Origin of the sequence: Staphylococcus equorum (genome assembly GCF_001747895.1) — a bacterium.
In the GTDB taxonomy this organism is placed as follows: domain Bacteria; phylum Bacillota; class Bacilli; order Staphylococcales; family Staphylococcaceae; genus Staphylococcus; species Staphylococcus equorum_A.
In genome coordinates this window covers 81,939-100,087 of sequence record NZ_LNNB01000016.1, presented here as the reverse complement: position 1 = coordinate 100,087, position 18,149 = coordinate 81,939, and the positions used below count along the sequence as shown (strand labels likewise).

Here is an 18,149-nt window from a genome sequence, read left to right as displayed (position 1 = left end):
ATATCGATTTTACGGTTTTAAATCTAATTAATTGAACAAGAGAGGGTTTTTAAAATTGAGCAAATCTAAAATAATAATTGATGACATCTATTGGGAGCGAATTCAATTGTTTATTGAAGGTCACGTTAATGATATTGAGCTTAACAAGAAAAATTTTGTTTTGCGAAATTTGACTGAAACTAAAGAATTAGCAGCAAATGATGTGAAAATTGAAGGGAATAAATTTAAAGCACGTTTTAATGTGGCGATTTTAGATGATGGAAACTATCTTCCATCTGGTGAATATCTCATTGTCTACAAAGATGATTTTGATTATATTGCCCATATCAATGAAGCGTTACTGAATCCTAATAGTTATGAATTAGATGATATCCAACTAGAAGAATATGAAGCAGAAGAAACACAAAATGGAAAAAATAATTACCTTTTGACCCATTATGAGTTTGTATTTAAAAAAGGTGGCAATTCTAAGAAAACAGAATATGCCGTTCAGCCCATGATTTCGAGTGAAGTAAATGAATTTGTATTAAATATTGATTTTAAAGCGCCTGAACCGAAAGTAAATCCAATTAAGAAAAAAATGATGGATTTGCGTTTAAAATACAATAGATACTCTTTTAATGTGCGTAATTTTGTATTTCAATCTATATTTAAAGTTACTAAATTTTTCCACTTGAAAAAAGGGAAAACAGTATTATTCACTTCTGATTCAAGAGAATATATGTCAGGTAACTTTGAATATGTATATAACGAAATGCTGCGTCAAAATTTAGATGAAAATTATAAAATTCATGCCTTGTTTAAATCTAATATTTCAGCTAGAAGAAATTTCATTGATAAATTTAAGTTTCCGTTTTTATTAGGTAAAGCAGATTATATTTTCGTAGATGATTTTCATCCACTACTATATACAGTGAAGTTTAGAAAAAGCCAAGAAATTATACAAGTTTGGCATGCTGTTGGGGCGTTTAAAACAGTCGGATATAGCCGTACTGGTAAAAAAGGCGGTCCGTTCTTTAATTCTATTAATCATAGAAACTATACAAAAGCCTTTGTATCCTCTGAAACAGACATTCCTTTTTATGGGGAAGCATTTGGCATTAAAGAACAGAATATTATACCAACAGGCGTGCCTAGAACAGACATTCTTTTCGATGAAAATTATGAAAGAGAAATTGTAGCTGAAATGGAGCAAGATTTACCTATTATTAAAGGTAAAAAAGTTATTCTATTTGCACCAACATTTAGAGGCAGTGGCCACCACACAGCTCATTACCCATTCTTTAAAATAGACTTTGCGAGATTTGCTCGCTATTGTCGTGAAAATAATGCCGTTGTACTGTTCAAAATGCATCCATTTGTAAAAAACAGATTGAATATACCTAGAGAATATGAACAATATTTTGTAGATGTATCTGATTTTAGAGAAGTTAATGACATTCTATTTGTTACAGATATATTGATTAGTGATTATTCTTCTCTAGTATATGAATTTGCAGTATTTAAACGTCCAATGCTCTTTTATGCATTCGACCTTGAAGACTATATTACTTCACGTGATTTTTATGAACCATACGAAACTTTTGTTCCAGGTAAAATTATCGAATCATTTGATGATTTAATTACAGCATTAGATAATAACGATTACGAAGTAGAAAAAGTATCACCTTTCTTAGACAAACATTTTAAATATCAAGATGGGCGATCAAGTGAACGTTTAGTAAGAAATGTATTTGGAAGTTAACTTATAGAACAACTAAAATAATAAGATGAATATAGTGAGTTAAGTACAATGATAAATAGACTGATGGTAAGATATAGCGTATATTTTAATTGCTATTAAACTAAGTATATTGCATTGTATCTTAACTCACTTTTTATGAGGTGAAATAAAGTGAAATTTTCAATTATAGTACCAAGCTATAACTCAGAAAAATATATTGAAGAGTTATTAAACAGTTTAAAAAATCAAAAGTATGATAAAAAAGATTTTGAAGTGATACTTGTTGACGATTGTTCAACAGATGACACTCTAAAAATTGTAGAACCATATAAAGACAAAATGAATTTGATTGTGAAAAAACTTGATGCAAATTCAGGTGGTCCAGGTAAACCAAGAAATACAGCACTACAAATTGCTCAAGGAGAATATGTATTTTTTGTAGACTCTGATGATTATATTAATAACGATACGTTAAAAGATGTGTCTAAATTTGTAGATAACAATAATGCAGATGTGGTATTAGTAAGAATGGAAGGTGTAAATGGTCGTGGTGTTCCAAGGTCTATGTTTAAAGAAACGAGCGACTCTGTGACACTGGAAAATTCGAGGATCATATATACACTAGGTCCTACTAAGTTTTATAGAACCTCATTATTACGCAATAATAATATTAATTTTCCAGAAGATTTGCGTAGCGCTGAAGACCAACTATTTACAATGAAAGCTTATCTCAATGCAGATAAAATAGCCGTATTAGCTGATAAACCTTATTACTATGCTACAAAACGTGAAGGCGAACATATGAGCTCAGCCTACGTTTCACCAGAAGATTTTTACAAGGTCATGTCATTGATAACAGAAGCAATTTTAGACAGTCCTTTAGATAATAAACATAAGGTGCTAGGTTATTTTATAGATCGTCATTTCTCTTTCTCAAGAACTAATAATTTTTCTCTAAAAATAGCAGATGATAAAAAAGAAGTATGGATGGATGCATTAGGTGACTTTATTCAAAAAGTACCTTCTGAAGTAGATGAATTAGTAAACGATGCGTTGAAACCATTGTTGTATTATGCACGTCTAAAAGATATGAAACATTACCAAAAGGTTGAAGAAAGTTATAAAAATGGTCGCTTTTATAACTATAATGCACATCAAGGAGAGCTAGAAATACAATTTGGTGAAAATGAGCCGTTTTTCACATTCAAACAATTGATTAAACCTGATTTAAGAATGTCACAGTTTAAATTTAATGATAAAGGATTTGAAATAGAACTAGAATTCTTAAAATCAATTATTAATCCTAATCATGTTGCGACAATGATTCAATTAAAACTTGTTTCTCGAAATAAAAAAGAGCTGATTTATGTACCATTAGCAATTAATGATCAATCTCACTTTAAATTTAGTGCGTCGATGAATGATATAATCCCATACTTGGTGAAAGAAAAAGTTTGGGATGCCTTTTTAGAGATGAGAGTAGATAACATGATTGTTGAAAAACGTATTGGTAGTAAACGTGCAAAATACCCTTATGAGGTAGAGACAAGTACAATTGCAGAAAATAATAATAAATATTATCGCTTTACGCCATACTTTACAAAAGATTTTGATAACCTGTCATTCTATGTAACTAACAATAAACTTTATGACATGTTAGAAGTTACTTCTAAAGACAGTAAAACAATACAATTACGTAGCTTAAAATTCAATTACTTATTATCAGAAGGTATGACAGCACTTATGTTGTCTAAACGCTTCACGTATGGTTATTTAAACAGTTTAGCAACAAACGATAAGATGACGTATCATTTAACTGTTCAAGAGAAAGTAAAAGCAAACGAACTTCAAAAGAATTTTAGAATTGAAACGCCGCACTTAATTTTAAAGTATTAATTATATATTAGTCTATCTTTAAAGATATTTAAGCATAAACTCAAAATTGAATAGATGACTGTTAGAATTCTACGGAAATCTAACAGTCATTTTTTATTTAACAATATAATTATTTTATGGGGATCATGAAATATAAAATTGAAGAATTAGAAACTGTTAATACCATAGGTTCTTTATGAGCATGCATATTTAATTTTGCTAATGGATAGTTGGTATTATTGATCTGTTTCAGTATTGCAGGATTAATATATTTTTGGTTGAGCTTGTGAGGTACCAAGTGTGAAACTATACCATAATCACGGTTGAGTAGCCGTGTAAATACAGGGAAATCATTAGAGAAGTTATGGCTAATATTGACTTCTACGGATCTATGAGTCTTATTACTTTGATTATTAAACAGTAAAAAATGATAATGGTTTTTTGTTTTAGCTACGATGCCATAAGAAAGTAATACAACTTGATTGTTGAGAAAAGGCTTTAATAAACTATAAACATGAACGATAGGCATTGCGCTTTGGTGGTGATTGATAAGCATAAAGTGTGTTTTATCATCTGTATAATATGCATAGCCAAAGCCAGCGATCTGTTGATTCAGTTCAATCAATAGTTCAGTCAATAATATATGTGTGGCATCAGTATCATTATTGAAATAAACTTTCAATGCGTTATGCGTTATTTTACTGAAGATTAATTTTTTTGATTGTTTTCTTCCCATTTGATGAAGAAATAGCGCTATATTTTGTTTTAAAGTATTTTCTGATTTAGAATAAGTTAATTTTTTTGAAATTAAATTTCCAAATGTAATCAAGTCATAATTAACGTAAAAATAATCTACGTGTAATGTCTTAATTTTCTTAATGATGTGAGTGAGATTATGACCATATTCAATAAAAGGATCTATAACAATTCCTGTTTTTAACAAAGGAAACTGGTGATTTAATCTTTTGATGAGCAATGGCATATCTTTAATAGAACTGGTTTCAAGTTCAAACAATAGCGTTATTTGTTCTAAGAAATTTTTAGTATTAAGGGTTTCTTTCAATACTTTAAGTACATGATAATCAAATGTTTGTACTAAATTTAAAGTAGTAATTTTAAATGTTAAATCATACCCTTGAGTAATTAAATATTTAATTGTATCGAATAACTGTTGCGTATCTAAATCATTTAAGTACACAAAGTCTGTATTTTTAATTAAAAAATTTACTTTAGAGAAGTTGGAATAAATATTATTTTGTATAGCATGGTAATTAAATTTTAATAAGTCTTGTAAATTATCTAACCGAATAACCATAAAAGTATCTTCGAAGTGTTGGTCAAAAGATAGGCTAGATAGATTTAAAGTATAGGGCACTTCTGTTTGATTACGAGAAAAGTTATAAATATCTGAAAAATATTTGGATAAATTAGGCTCATTGATTGCTATTTGATAAGGGTTGTTGAAATAACCTTTTCTAAATTGATAAATATACCTTTTAGGAGGTACACCAATATAATGTTTGAAATGTTTTGAATAAGTACTTACATTCATAAACTTATATTTTGTTGCTACATCATGAATCGCTTTATTATCCTGTATTAAATCAAATATGGATAAAGCGATTTTTAATGAACTTATATAGTGTTTAAAATTCATAGTTAATATTTTTGAGAATAAAATAGAGATATAGGATTGCGAAATGAAAAATGTTTTGGATACTTGTTTAGTAGTTAAAGCATCATAGATATTTTTATGGATATATTGCGTTAGGCGATAAACTAGTGGGTGCTTTGTGTATAGGGGTGGTAAATAATTATATTGTAATGTCACTTTTGCTTCTTTTAGTAAAAACTCAATTATATTAGAAATATAATAATTCATTGCATTTTTGTCTTGAAAATTATTTTGGAGCTTTTGTAAAATTAAGTTTTTGAATTGCTCGACATAACGTATTTGATTAAAGTCAAAAAATGCATGGGATAAACACGTATCCTTTTCAATAAATAAAGGTAATGGGATATTTAGTTCAAGAAGATCTTGAACATCAATCATTTGATATAAATCAGCATTGTTAATTATAACGCCATTTTCTATCGTTATAATTGAGCCATTCAAATTAATTTTACATGGCTTTCCTAATGGAAGAAGTATAATTACTTTATTTATACAGCGTGTTAATTCAGTTGTGTAATGACTTCTAATAGATAAAGAACTTATCACAAATATCACCTTTGCCTAAATATAAACCGATTGCTTTATAGTAATAACGCTATTGTACAACTGTGACATGAAAAAATGTTCGAATATCAAATAAGATTAATAAAAGGATATCTTAAAGTAATAATTAGTCATTTAGATAAATGACTTCTTAAAGAAGCGTGGGAATTCATTAAATTTATTGTGTTCTAAATTAACAAATAAGGTACTTCATTTAAAAAGAAAAAATCTAGATGAGTTGAAAATAAATAGGTTTGTATATAATTTTTAAATATAAGCTAAATATATGCAATAAACATAAAAGTGAGGATATAAGTGTTTGTGTTGTAAATTAATGTGAGAGAAAGTATTAAATAATGAAAAAGTAATGAGCTTCTTGCAATTAGAACGAAAGGTGACGTACTAACTTTATGATTTATTTAAAAGGATAGTAAGGGGAAGCGTGAACAATATAAGAAGATCTAAAACCACAGCCTGAAAGTGATTTTAGATCTCTTTGCAAAGGGCCTATATTGAAGTATATGCTCATTTGCTGAGAATCATGTTTATACGCTTTATTAAAACGGGTGCATAAAGTTTAATTCTGGGAATGGAATATAACTATGATGATAAACGGCACGGTTATGGGCCTTTATATAAAACGCAAACACATTCTCTATAAATATTATATAACTAACAATGTAGTCTTACAATATAAAATGCATAAACAATAAAAAATTGCACAATTTAAAGTGGATTGATTAAAATGCTTTAAATTTTTTGAAATTAAAATAAGTTAGCACTAAATAAAGAGAGAGAAATAAATTTTTAGTGGAATCATTTTTGCTTAGCATATAAGTCTATAGATTTAAAAAGTAAAATTGAAAAAGTAATAAATAAAAACAAAGTGAATAAGCCATTAAATAAAGTGTTTCTGAAAATTTGAAAGATAGTGATAGAACTAAGTTTTTCTAAAAATATGGAGCCACTTGTCTTGATTTCAAACAGATCAAGGGAGAACAGTATTAACGTGATAAAGATCATGTATATTAAAGCTATGACAAAAAGATTTAATATATCAGACACAAAAATTTTTTTCATAGTCACCAAGCTCCTCTCTTATTTCTCTATAGCCGATTAAACAATAAATAATAGTAATATGGATAAATTTACGAAAACTTTACAAAAGGGATAATAAAGCGAGTTATAGTGAACAATATAAATGCCGTATAAGAAAAAGTGAGAATTTAATAAAATAACTTTAAATTTTAGGTCAAAACTGTTTAACATACCAATATTGTGCTAAAGAGTAAGTAGTTGGATTTTATCAAGAAGGGGAGGTTCACTATGTATAAAGCTATTATCTTTGATGTATATGGAACAATCTTTGATATGTCATCTTTAGAAAATGATATGACTCAATTTGATGATGAATTAGCTGCATCAATTTCAAAGCTATGGCGAAAGACACAATTAAACCATATGTTTTTAAGACAAATTATGCAGCGCTATATTCCATTTGATGATTTAACTAAAGATGCTTTACGATATGTACTGGATGAACATAAAATACAGTATAATAGAGATGATGTAAATCAATTATTTGATGCCTTTTTAGATTTAAATTATTTTAATGAAATACCACGTGTACTTTCTAGTTTGAATGCCAAAGGTTTTGATATAGGTGTACTATCCAATGGTAATGATAGTATGTTAATGCCATTAGTCGACAATTCCAAAATCAGTGACTATATAAACACTGTAATTAGTGTAGATGAGATTAAACAATATAAGCCAAGCCCTGCAAGTTATGCGCTAATATTAGAATATTATAAAATGACTAGAGAAGATATTTTGTTTGTGTCTTCAAACTCCTGGGATGTAACAGGTGCAGCTAATTTTGGTTTTGATACCGTATGGGTAAACCGTAAAGGTGAACAATATGATAATAACGGTCAGTCGCCAACTATTACAGTGAATAATTTAAATGAAATGGCAAAATGGTTAGAAATGAATAAATAAATATAATAATAAAACAGCCCTAAATTTTAGGGCTGTTCAGAGTGTCGGCAAAGTTTACGATTTTGTCGGCATTATTTTGTACAGACTTTTGCAATCACAGCCTCAGCCTGTATACTTCAACTGATGCTTTATTAACTAGTCAGGAGTCGGCCCAAATCAATGTGACTTTTCAAACAAAAATAATATGTTAGATTTAAATTTTATTTATGAAGTTGCCGAAAACAAATATTTGAAATGTATAGTATTATTTCAACGGAAGCGCACTTAAATCTAATTGGTAAAAGGCTAAATCAAGCCACGTATCAAATTTATAACCTACATTATGTATGGTGCCGGAATGCGTAAAGTTAAATTTCTTATGTAAATAAATACTATAATCATTTGTAGCATCAATACCCGCAACTAATGTTTTATAGCCATTGCTGTGTGCCTGTTGAATGATTTCTGAGAGTAATTGAGAAGCAATTCCTTTACCTCTATGGTGTTTATTAACGTAAATAGAATGTTCAATTGAGTATTGATAGGCGGGCCAATCTCGAAATGAACCATAAGTAGCAAAACCGATTGCTTCTCCTTGTTCTTCATATACGATTACAGGTTCATTATTGTCGGTCTTTTTTTCGAACCAAGCTTCTCGCGATTCTAGGGTTTGGGGCTTATATGTATAAACTGCTGTAGTATTGAGTATAGCGTCATTATAGATATCTAATATATTAGGTAAGTCAGATTGAACTGCGTGGCGTATCATAAAATATCATCCTTTCAGTGAGGTTTTGTAAAATAATTCATAAGTGTAGTTAGAAAATCATTTATTTATATTTAACACCTAATATGATGAATACGCAATTTATTGTTATGAAAGTTAACATCTTAGCTCATATAATAGATATTACCTTAGGAAATGAATGTATAGCCTATTATGCGTTGTGCTATACTTATGTAGAATTCTATAATAATTAAAGCTAATAAAGGAGTTATAAAGCATGAAAAAATGGGGGAGCCGACTCATTTCACTTGTTGGAGTATTGCTTATATTGGCAGCTATTTATATCTTTGCCAAGCCACATATTGATAATTATTTTACTGAAAAAGAGAATAATGAAAAGGTTGAAACTTTCGATCAACAACACAATAAGAACCAACGAAAGTATGTTGAAATACCAAAAGATAAATCAAAAATGGCAGGCTATATATCTGTACCAGATGCAGATATAAAAACACCAGTTTATCCTGGACCAGCGACACCAACACAACTTGAAAGAGGTGTGAGTTTTGCTGAAGCAGATGAATCATTAGAAGATCAAAACATTGCAATTGCTGGCCATACATTCACAGGTTCAACGACCTATCAATTTTCTAATTTGCCAAAAGCAAAAGAAGGAAGCAGTGTCTATTTTAAAACTGGTAATGAGGAAAAGACATATAAAATCACTAAAATATTTGATGTAAAACCTGAAGATGTTGAAGTTCTAGAAGAACAACAATCAGATAAACAGCAACTAACTTTAATCACTTGTGATAACTATAATGACCAAACTGGTGAATGGGAAGACCGTAAAATATTTGTTGCAGAAGCAACTTAAATGAAATTAGAACGTGAAAAAAAGACCGTATCGAGACGATGATATTAAACTACTGTGATTAAACAAGAGTGTAGTTTAACGACAAGCATGAGCTTGCAATAATCGCTTGATAACGGTCTTTTTATTATTTATCGATAACGTCGATAAAACGTTTTGTAATTTCTTTTGGACGAGTAATTGCGCCACCAACGACAGTGCAATGCACACCAAGATTAGTAACTGCTTTGAACATCTCAGGTGTAATAACATTACCTTCAGCAATGACTTTAGCATCAACATTTGCTAAAACATCTTTAAGAAATTGGAAATTATTTTCATATAAAATATGTCCTTTAGTATAAGATGTATAGCCACGTAATGTAGTGCCTACATAATCGAAACCTAATTCATCCGCGTATTGAGCTTCTTCAAGCGTTGAAATATCAGCCATGATTTCGACATTTGGTGCTGCTTGACGAATATATGAAACAAGTTCTTGTAGTGATTCTTTAGGACGTTGTTGTTTTGTAGCATCTAAGGCAATGACTTCACATTTGCTTTCAATTAATTCGTCAATTTCTTGACTTGTTGCGGTAATAAAAACGTCTGAATTATCGTAATCACGTTTAACGATACCAATAATCGGTAGGTGAACTTCTTTTTTGATAGCAATGATATCTTCTTTAGAATTTGCTCTAATGCCAACTGCGCCACCTTCGTATGCAGCTAGAGCCATTTTTGACATGATAAATGATGAGTGTAAAGGCTCATCAGATAGAGCTTGGCATGAAACAATTAATCCTTGTGGTAACATAATTTTGCACTCCATAACTTTTAGTAGATTTAATATTAAAATTAATTTGTATCGACTTAGTAATTTTAATATAACATCAAGAAAATAATAATCAATAGTTTTCGTTGTTATGAAAAAAATTTTCATATATACTTTAACTATTATTTATTTTGAAAGGGTGAATTTTATGAAATTTGAAAATCGTGTTCAACGTTATCATCATTTATTTACAAAAACTGATAAACAAATTGTTGATTACATTCAAAATAATGATTTTGATGATACATTTTCCACAATTAATTCATTAGCCTATGCAATCAAAACATCGCCAGCGACCATTACACGCTTTAGTAATAAGTTGAATTATGACAACTTTCAAGATTTGAAATTTAATTTACAACAGGAAATGACAGACAGAGTTATTGAGAATAGCCCGCTTATTCAACGCATTCATAAGTACCATCAAGATATTATTCAACAAACTGGAGAGTTTATTTCTGATGAGAAAATTCAACGTTTTGTAAACCAAATTAATCGTAGTCGTCAGATTATTTATGCTGGTCTCGGTAGTTCAGGCTTATCTGCAACTGAATTTTACTATCGTATGATGCGCATGGGATTGAAAGGGAGTGTCTCTACAGATGCACATCAAATGAAAATTTTTGCGTCATTGTTAACAGCTTCGGATACTTTTGTAGCTATTTCAAATAGTGGTGAGACTACAGAGTTAATTGCTGCGGCAGAAATTGCCCATGAACGCGGTGCTTATGTGGTAGCCATTACAAATTATGAAGGCAGTACTTTAACACAATGCGCAGATTTAGTATTAATCACAACGGACCAATCTAGAATTAATGATACACAATTTATTAATACACAAATTGCGACACTTTTCTTAATAGATATCGTCAGTTATTTATTGCTGGATGACGAATATATGAATAATGTCTATCAACAAACTAAAAAAGTAATTTTAAATGAATGATAATAAAAAGATAACCTGCGAAATTGGGTGCGTGACTTTCCTCCTATTTACTGAACGACATGTCGTCGTTTAAGTTAGAAGAAACGCATGATTTCACAGGTTATTTTTAAAATTTAGAAATTGCACCAAATAATGAAGCGTGATTTTGTGTACGTGTAGTTTGTATAGCTGCGTGACCATATTGTGGTGGTAAAAAACGCTCTATTTTTGGTGTGATATATTTTAGTAATTGTTGGTCTTGAGAGGATATACCGCCACCGATAAGAATTAAACCAGGATCATAGATGATTTGAATTTGTGCAATCCCTTCAGCAACAGCTTGGCTCCATTGGTTAAGAATAGATAGGGCCAGCGTGTCTTCTTGTTCAGCTAATTCAAATAGTTTAGGCACATCATCTTCATAAGGAAAAGCGCGAGATAGCATTAAAGCTTTAAGTGCTGAAGTTGAGGCACGTTGCTCGAATGTCTTATTGTCTTCCGGGTTATATAATAAATAACCGATTTCGTTTGCCCTGTTACGTTCTCCATTGTATAACTGCAACGTATTGTTATAAAAAGCACCGCCGACGCCAGTACCTAGTGTAAGACAAAATATATTATCCACTTCATATTGGTGAAGGCAAAGTTCACCGAGTAAGGCGGCATTCACGTCATTAAAGACTTGTACTTGTGCATTCAGTGGCGCGAGTAAAGTGTGAAAATTTGTTCCATTATAATTAGGTATTGTTGGTCCAGTGTAGACAACGATGCCGTTTTCTTCATCAATGACGCCAGCGCTAGATACGCCTACCTGTAAAGGGTTGAGATTGTGTGTGTGTTGAAAGTGCTCTACTAATGCATATACCGTATCAACGATAAGATGATTAATATTGTCAGGTGTAGAAACTTTGTGATAATCGATAAAATTTAAATCTTCGTCTAAAACAGCAGCTTTAATAGCTGTTCCTCCGATATCAATTGCGACTTTATAATTTTCCATATGCGATGCCTCCTGTAACGTCTTCTTATTATATGTATCATCTTTATATTTAAATGTGTAGTTATAATCACATTTGAAAATTATTTTCATAAAATATCATAACAAATGATGAAACTTTTCAAAAAGCTATTGCTACTATTTATGGTAGCGTTTACAATTTGAAGTGTAAATAGAAATCTATGAAAGATGATATATAAATCAGTGAGTGATGATATACATTTTTTATAATAATAACTTAAGAAAAATAGATGGAGGGTTATCACATGGAAGAGAATTTAAAAGGTTTATATGCAGCGTTGTTGGTACCATTTGATGAGCAAGGCCAAGTGAAAGAAGAAGGATTACAACAGATTGTTAAAAACGCAATTGAAACAGAAGGTTTAGATGGTTTGTATGTTAATGGTAGTTCAGGTGAAAACTTTTTAATAAATAAAGAACAGAAAAAACAAATCTTTAAACTTGCAAAAGAAGCAGTAAATGATGATGTGAAGATGATTGCACAAGTCGGTTCTTTAGATTTAAATGAAGCGATTGAATTGGGGAAATATGCTACAGAGTTGGGCTATGATGCTATTTCAGCAGTTACGCCATTTTATTATCCTTTCTCATTCGAAGAAATTAAAGATTATTATTTTGAATTAATTGAAGCAACTCAAAACAATCTCATTATATATGCTATTCCTGATTTAACAGGTGTAAATATATCAATTGAGCAATTCGGAGAACTCTTTAATCACGAAAAAGTAATCGGTGTGAAATATACGGCACCAAACTTCTTCTTGCTTGAGCGTATACGTAAAGCATATCCAAACAAATTAATACTTTCTGGTTTTGATGAAATGTTAGTCCAAGCTGCAATATCTGGGGTAGATGGTGCAATTGGCTCAACTTATAATGTGAACGGCAAACGCGCAAGACAAATTTTTGAAAAAGCTCAAAATGGTGAAATTGAGGAAGCTTATCAAATTCAACATGATACAAATGACATTATTGAAAATGTATTATCCATGGGCATTTATTCAACATTAAAAGAAATTTTAGCAACACGTGGTATTGATGGTGGTCAACCTAAGCGTCCATTCAAACCATTTGATGAAAGTAATAGAAGTAAATTGGAAACATTAATCAAAAACTATAATTTATAAAACATCACGTAAGGGGATGAAGTAAATGCAACAGGTAGGTTTTGGTACATGGAACTGGGTAGCAGTTATTGCTTACTTATTGATTATGTTATTAATTGGGGCTTACTTTACCAAACGAGCGAGTCAAAATACAGATAGCTTCTTCACGGCAAGCGGACGTTTGCCATCTTGGGCAGTAGGATTTTCTATTTATGCGACCACTTTAAGTGCGATCACATTTATGTCTACGCCAGAAAAAGCATTTCTAACTGACTGGTCTTATATTGCTGGTAATATTGCAATTGTAGCAATTATTCCACTGTTAATTTATTTTTATGTGCCGTTTTTCAAAAAGTTAAATGTTACTTCGGCATACGAGTATTTAGAAGCACGATTTGGACCGAGTGTCCGTGTCATAGGTTCATTACTGTTTGTGTTATTTCATATAGGTAGAGTTGCAATTGTAATTTATTTACCTACATTGGCAATCACAGCAGTATCTGATATGAATCCTTATGTAGTGGCGAGTCTGGTCGGCATACTTTGTATCTTATATACTTTCCTAGGGGGCTTTGAAGGTGTAGTATGGAGTGACTTTATTCAAGGGGTTATCTTATTAGGTGGTGCCGCAGCAATTATCATTCTAGGTGTATCTCACTTACAAGATGGTATGGGCACACTTATATCAGATGCAATGGAAAATAAGAAAATTATTAGTGCAGATAACTGGAAATTCAATTCAGCTGCTGCAGCCATTCCTATTATTTTCTTAGGTAATATATTTAATAATTTACATCAATACACTGCAAGTCAAGACGTGGTACAACGTTACCAAGCGTCAGATTCAATGAAAGAAACGAAAAAAGCATTATGGATGAATGGTGCTTTAGCATTAATTTCTGCCCCATTATTCTATGGTATGGGTACAATGCTTTATTCATTCTATAGCCATGAAAGTGCTTTACCAGAAGGCTTTAATACGTCGTCAATCGTACCGTATTTTATACTTACTGAAATGCCACCATTTATTGCTGGTTTACTAATCGCTGCTATTTTTGCAGCCGCACAGTCAACGATTTCATCAAGTTTAAATTCAATTTCTGCGTGTTTATCGGTCGATATAAAACACAGATTTTTTGGCAAAGGTGAAGAAAAAAGCGAAGTTGCTTTTGCAAGATGGATGATTATTTTAGCTGGTTTATTTGGTTTTGGAATGTCGCTCTATCTTATTGCAGCAGATTCCAATGATTTATGGGATTTATTCCTATTAGTTACAGGTCTTGTAGGCGTTCCGTTAGCAGGTGTATTTGCGGTAGGTATTTTTACAAAACGTACGAACACATTTGGCGTAATTGTCGGACTTATTTTAGGAATTATTATTGCTTATCTCTTTAATGGTATGGGTGGAGGAAATTCACCATTCTTTGTTTCAATAATTTCATTTGTAGTTGCGTTTATCTTCTCTTACATTGTGAGTATTTTTGTTCCCGATAAGAAGAAAGATATTAAAGGATTAACTATTTATGACATTAAAGAAAAATCTAATTATGTTTCTAAAGTACATGTTAAAAAACCTAAAAGTTAAGCAGAATCATACATCTACTTAGCTTAATTAAAATAACTGTTAAAGACAAAATATCGCTTGAAATAAAAGCAAAAATAACAATATTGGAAACATATAAACTGTCGAAAAAGCATCGGATTTTTCGGCAGTTTTTGTATTTTTTCCATTATTTAAGCTATATGAAAAAATATAAAACTGAATTACTTAAAATTGATTTTTTTTAATAAGACAGTACGCGTTAAGTATTAATAATTAAATTACAATATATGATGAATTTACTTTGAATCAAACTGTATAGTCGATATAATATAAAGATATACATAAATAGGAAGATTTGAGGGGACATTATGATAAAAGCAATTGCAGTTGATATGGATGGAACATTTTTAGATTCCAAAAAAGGTTATGATGAAAAAAGATTCGAACAAATTTTTCAACAGCTCAAAGCACATGACATTAAGTTTATTGCAGCAAGTGGTAACCAATACGCTAAATTAAAATCTATTTTCGGGCAACGTGATATGTTGTTTGTAGCTGAAAACGGTGCGGTTATATATGAAGGGGATACTTTATATGACTATGAAGCATTTGATAGAAGCTTTTATCAAAAAGTAATTGACTATTTAAATATTGAGCGTGGCATTGATAATCTGATTGTTTGTGGATTACGCAGTGCATATATATTAAAAGATAATACGGAAGCATTTAAAAAAGATGCGCATTTTTATTATCGTCAATTGGAAGAAATTGAGTCATTTCAAGATTTACCAGAGGATGAATATGTGAAAATAGCATTGAATATTAATAGAAACTCACATCCGACACTGGATGATGATTTAACTAAAAACTTTACGGAAGATTTAAAACTTGTGTCGAGTGGTCGAGACAGTATCGATCTTATTATACCTGGAATGACTAAAGGACAGGCATTGCATCGTTTACTTAAAAAATGGGAATTAAGTCCTGATAGCCTGATGGCATTTGGTGATGCCAATAATGACTTAGATATGTTAGAACTTGCAACACATAGTTATGTTATGAAAAATAGTGAAGATGAAACATTATTTGAAGTAGCAAATCACATTGCACCTACGAATGATGAGCAAGGCGTGTTAACTGTGATTGAGGAAAAAGTATTAAAAGTACTGAATTAAATATTTAGGGAAGCGGGACAGAAATCTTTAACTTTGCTGTATTTATGTACCTTATGCTTAAACTGTCGACAAAATCGTAATGTTGTTGGCAGTTTTTTTGTCATTTCTACAAACATAACTTCGACAGTGCTATATAAATCATACTCGCTTGCCAAGGGCACAGCCTCAGCCTGTAGTCTTCGGCTCGTGCTGTTCCCTCAGGCGTCTCGTATGAAATAATGATTTGAATACTATAGTTTATATAAAGAGAGTCGATTTATTATAAATCATGCTCGCTTTCCTAGATCACAGCCTTAGTCGGTTTTATTAGCCACTACAATTATATAAACATATTATTTCAATAAGAATTAAAAAGTAGCTATACTAAGATGTATAATTGATTTGAAAGGTAGGTCACTCAGGTTATGACACAAATGCAACAAACGATATTAGATGCGTTTAATTTTAGACATGCAACAAAACGTTTTGACGCAAGTAAAAAAATAGAAGACAGTGATTTTAATACTATTTTAGAAGCGGGCAGACTTTCACCAAGCTCACTTGGATTAGAGCCGTGGAAATTTGTTGTAATTCAAAATAGTGAAATCAGAAATAAATTGAAAGAAATCAGTTGGGGTGCACAAGGCCAACTAGATACAGCAAGTCATTTTGTATTGCTTTTAGCACGCAAAAATGTAACAGCAAAATCACCTTTCGTTCAACATATGATACGTGATATTAAACAATATAGTGAAGAAAGTATTCCGGCAACAGAAGAAAAATTTGAAAGTTTTCAAACAAGTTTCCATATTAATGATACTGAACAAACATTGTTAGATTGGGCTAAAAAACAAACATATATTGCACTTGGTAATATGATGACGAGTGCAGCATTGTTAAACATTGATTCTTGTCCTATCGAAGGCTTTGATTTAGATGCGGTTACTCAATTCTTAGATGAAGAAGGTATTGCAGATACAGCACACTTTGCTCCTTCCGTAATGGCTGCTTTTGGTTATAGAGAAACAGAATCGAAAGACAAAGTACGTCAGCCACAATCAGATGTTGTAACGTGGTTATAATAAATTATTATTAAAACATTTAATTTATATAATAAATAAAACCTCCAAACTATCTACTTTTTGTAGAAGCTTTGGAGGTTTCTTTGTATACTTTATTCGAAAAGACGCTAGTAGTTATTCATTTCTATCTGCTACGAGTGAGGTGTCACTGTGTATTGCAATTTCAAAACCTTCTGGTCCGATAAATTGTTCGGAAGTTGCACTAGGCTTATAAATATCTACATGTGATAGACCGAAACTTGTGTCGTTACCTTGACGTATCGTGTTAGATTGCCATACGTTTGCTGCGATATGGTGATGGTATCGGTTGGTAGACATGAATAGTGCTTGTGGAAAATCAGAAATATGTTCCAATCCTAATTGGTCAATATAGTAATGACGTGCTTGTTCTATGTCTGCAGTTTTTAAATGTAAATGTCCTATTTTGGCATCGCTAGGCATACCTTGCCAACCTGTTTCTGTACGTTGTGCAACAAGGTCATTAACGTCGACTTGCAGTGTATCCATTTTTACTTTATTACCGTTCCATGACCATTCATCTTTTGAGCGGTCATCATAGATTTCAATTCCGTTGCCTTCAGGATCTGAGAGGTATAACGCTTCACTGACAAGGTGGTCACCTCCACCAACTTGTACGCCTAAACTTGATGCGTGATATAAGAAATTAGCTAAATCTACTCTAGATGGTAATAGTAGAGCGATATGGAATAGACCTGCTTCTTTCATAGAAGGGCGACGTCCATCAGTGATTTCGTGTAAAGTTAAAGTGTGACCATGGTTGCCTATATTAAATATAATGTCCTTTTGCGTTTCAGTATTGACGGTTAAGCCTAAAATTTGTTTATAAAATTTAATCATTGTTGATAGGTTTTCAACATTTAAAGTGATATTCGTTACTTGGATTGATGTATTATCGTGAAAAGTCATAATAAAGCTCCTTATCATTACTTGTATTTATTATTATTACAAGTTTGAGTTTAGAGTAACTTACTTTATAAGTCAACACAATTTGCTTGAATATACAAATAGAATTTCAAAATGATTTATTGTTTGAATATCAACATTCGGGTATATTAGGGTTAAATGAAGAAAGTTAACGGATAGGAGTTT

14 protein-coding genes are annotated in these 18,149 nt (G+C 31.1%); 9 read left to right on the top strand and 5 right to left on the bottom strand.

Annotated elements, in window-relative coordinates:
- Positions 1-55 precede the first annotated feature (55 nt).
- Both tarL and AST02_RS07920 read left to right on the top strand, forming a co-directional pair.
- Entirely contained in the window at positions 56-1,744 is a 1,689-nt protein-coding gene (gene tarL / locus AST02_RS07925; protein ID WP_069817178.1) for a teichoic acid ribitol-phosphate polymerase TarL, read from the top strand.
- Between the two features lie 150 nt (positions 1,745-1,894).
- Positions 1,895-3,619 carry a glycosyltransferase family 2 protein gene (locus tag AST02_RS07920; protein ID WP_069817176.1) on the top strand — a complete coding sequence of 575 codons (1,725 nt, stop codon included), beginning with the start codon at positions 1,895-1,897 and terminating at the stop codon, positions 3,617-3,619.
- Between the two features lie 109 nt (positions 3,620-3,728).
- Here the strand turns inward: AST02_RS07920 and AST02_RS07915 are convergent, their stop codons facing one another.
- Entirely contained in the window at positions 3,729-5,819 is a 2,091-nt protein-coding gene (locus AST02_RS07915) for a helix-turn-helix domain-containing protein (RefSeq protein ID WP_069817174.1), read from the bottom strand.
- 1,323 nt (positions 5,820-7,142) lie between these two features.
- On the opposite strand from AST02_RS07915, the gene AST02_RS07905 reads away from it, so the two are divergent.
- The gene (locus AST02_RS07905) at positions 7,143-7,817 is read left to right on the top strand and encodes a haloacid dehalogenase type II (protein WP_069817170.1); all 675 of its coding nucleotides are present in this window, start codon (positions 7,143-7,145) and stop codon (positions 7,815-7,817) included.
- A gap of 244 nt (positions 7,818-8,061) precedes the next feature.
- Here the strand turns inward: AST02_RS07905 and AST02_RS07900 are convergent, their stop codons facing one another.
- On the bottom strand, positions 8,062-8,565 hold the full coding sequence (locus AST02_RS07900; RefSeq protein WP_069817168.1) for a GNAT family N-acetyltransferase: 504 nt from the start codon (positions 8,563-8,565) through the stop codon (positions 8,062-8,064).
- A 235-nt stretch (positions 8,566-8,800) separates the two neighbouring features.
- Between AST02_RS07900 and srtA the strand changes: the two genes are divergently transcribed.
- Complete coding sequence (srtA, locus tag AST02_RS07895) at positions 8,801-9,400, top strand: class A sortase SrtA (protein WP_069817166.1); 600 nt, start codon at positions 8,801-8,803, stop codon at positions 9,398-9,400.
- 124 nt (positions 9,401-9,524) lie between these two features.
- Here the strand turns inward: srtA and AST02_RS07890 are convergent, their stop codons facing one another.
- Positions 9,525-10,193 (bottom strand): N-acetylmannosamine-6-phosphate 2-epimerase, encoded by a 669-nt coding sequence (locus tag AST02_RS07890; protein WP_069817164.1) that lies wholly within the window; start codon positions 10,191-10,193, stop codon positions 9,525-9,527.
- 166 nt (positions 10,194-10,359) lie between these two features.
- Between AST02_RS07890 and AST02_RS07885 the strand changes: the two genes are divergently transcribed.
- The gene (locus AST02_RS07885) at positions 10,360-11,157 is read left to right on the top strand and encodes a MurR/RpiR family transcriptional regulator (protein ID WP_069817162.1); all 798 of its coding nucleotides are present in this window, start codon (positions 10,360-10,362) and stop codon (positions 11,155-11,157) included.
- Positions 11,158-11,263: 106 nt separating this feature from the next.
- Here AST02_RS07885 and AST02_RS07880 read toward each other — a convergent pair whose 3' ends face one another.
- Complete coding sequence (locus AST02_RS07880; RefSeq protein WP_069817160.1) at positions 11,264-12,136, bottom strand: ROK family protein; 873 nt, start codon at positions 12,134-12,136, stop codon at positions 11,264-11,266.
- A gap of 263 nt (positions 12,137-12,399) precedes the next feature.
- Between AST02_RS07880 and AST02_RS07875 the strand changes: the two genes are divergently transcribed.
- The 4 genes from AST02_RS07875 (at position 12,400) to AST02_RS07860 (ending at position 17,039) form a co-directional block, all read left to right on the top strand.
- Positions 12,400-13,281: an N-acetylneuraminate lyase gene (locus AST02_RS07875; RefSeq protein ID WP_069817158.1), complete on the top strand. Its 882-nt coding sequence runs from the start codon at positions 12,400-12,402 to the stop codon at positions 13,279-13,281.
- Between the two features lie 25 nt (positions 13,282-13,306).
- On the top strand, positions 13,307-14,845 hold the full coding sequence (locus tag AST02_RS07870; RefSeq protein WP_069817156.1) for a sodium:solute symporter: 1,539 nt from the start codon (positions 13,307-13,309) through the stop codon (positions 14,843-14,845).
- A gap of 326 nt (positions 14,846-15,171) precedes the next feature.
- On the top strand, positions 15,172-15,978 hold the full coding sequence (locus tag AST02_RS07865) for a Cof-type HAD-IIB family hydrolase (protein ID WP_069817154.1): 807 nt from the start codon (positions 15,172-15,174) through the stop codon (positions 15,976-15,978).
- Positions 15,979-16,382: 404 nt separating this feature from the next.
- Positions 16,383-17,039 carry an NAD(P)H-dependent oxidoreductase gene (locus AST02_RS07860; protein ID WP_069817152.1) on the top strand — a complete coding sequence of 219 codons (657 nt, stop codon included), beginning with the start codon at positions 16,383-16,385 and terminating at the stop codon, positions 17,037-17,039.
- 114 nt (positions 17,040-17,153) lie between these two features.
- Here AST02_RS07860 and AST02_RS07855 read toward each other — a convergent pair whose 3' ends face one another.
- Positions 17,154-17,966, bottom strand: a complete 813-nt coding sequence (locus tag AST02_RS07855; protein WP_069817150.1) for a VOC family protein — start codon at positions 17,964-17,966, stop codon at positions 17,154-17,156.
- Positions 17,967-18,149: the final 183 nt, after the last annotated feature.

Excerpts from the sequence above, each read along its gene's own strand:
- AST02_RS07865 (WP_069817154.1), top strand. The coding sequence starts at position 15,172 with ATGATAAAAGCAATTGCAGTTGATATGGATGGAACATTTTTAGATTCC.
- AST02_RS07860 (WP_069817152.1), top strand. The coding sequence starts at position 16,383 with ATGACACAAATGCAACAAACGATATTAGATGCGTTTAATTTTAGACAT.
- AST02_RS07890 (WP_069817164.1), bottom strand. The coding sequence starts at position 10,193 with ATGTTACCACAAGGATTAATTGTTTCATGCCAAGCTCTATCTGATGAG.
- AST02_RS07875 (WP_069817158.1), top strand. The coding sequence starts at position 12,400 with ATGGAAGAGAATTTAAAAGGTTTATATGCAGCGTTGTTGGTACCATTT.
- AST02_RS07900 (WP_069817168.1), bottom strand. The coding sequence starts at position 8,565 with ATGATACGCCACGCAGTTCAATCTGACTTACCTAATATATTAGATATC.
- AST02_RS07855 (WP_069817150.1), bottom strand. The coding sequence starts at position 17,966 with ATGACTTTTCACGATAATACATCAATCCAAGTAACGAATATCACTTTA.
- AST02_RS07885 (WP_069817162.1), top strand. The coding sequence starts at position 10,360 with ATGAAATTTGAAAATCGTGTTCAACGTTATCATCATTTATTTACAAAA.
- AST02_RS07905 (WP_069817170.1), top strand. The coding sequence starts at position 7,143 with ATGTATAAAGCTATTATCTTTGATGTATATGGAACAATCTTTGATATG.
- AST02_RS07880 (WP_069817160.1), bottom strand. The coding sequence starts at position 12,136 with ATGGAAAATTATAAAGTCGCAATTGATATCGGAGGAACAGCTATTAAA.
- srtA (WP_069817166.1), top strand. The coding sequence starts at position 8,801 with ATGAAAAAATGGGGGAGCCGACTCATTTCACTTGTTGGAGTATTGCTT.
- AST02_RS07870 (WP_069817156.1), top strand. The coding sequence starts at position 13,307 with ATGCAACAGGTAGGTTTTGGTACATGGAACTGGGTAGCAGTTATTGCT.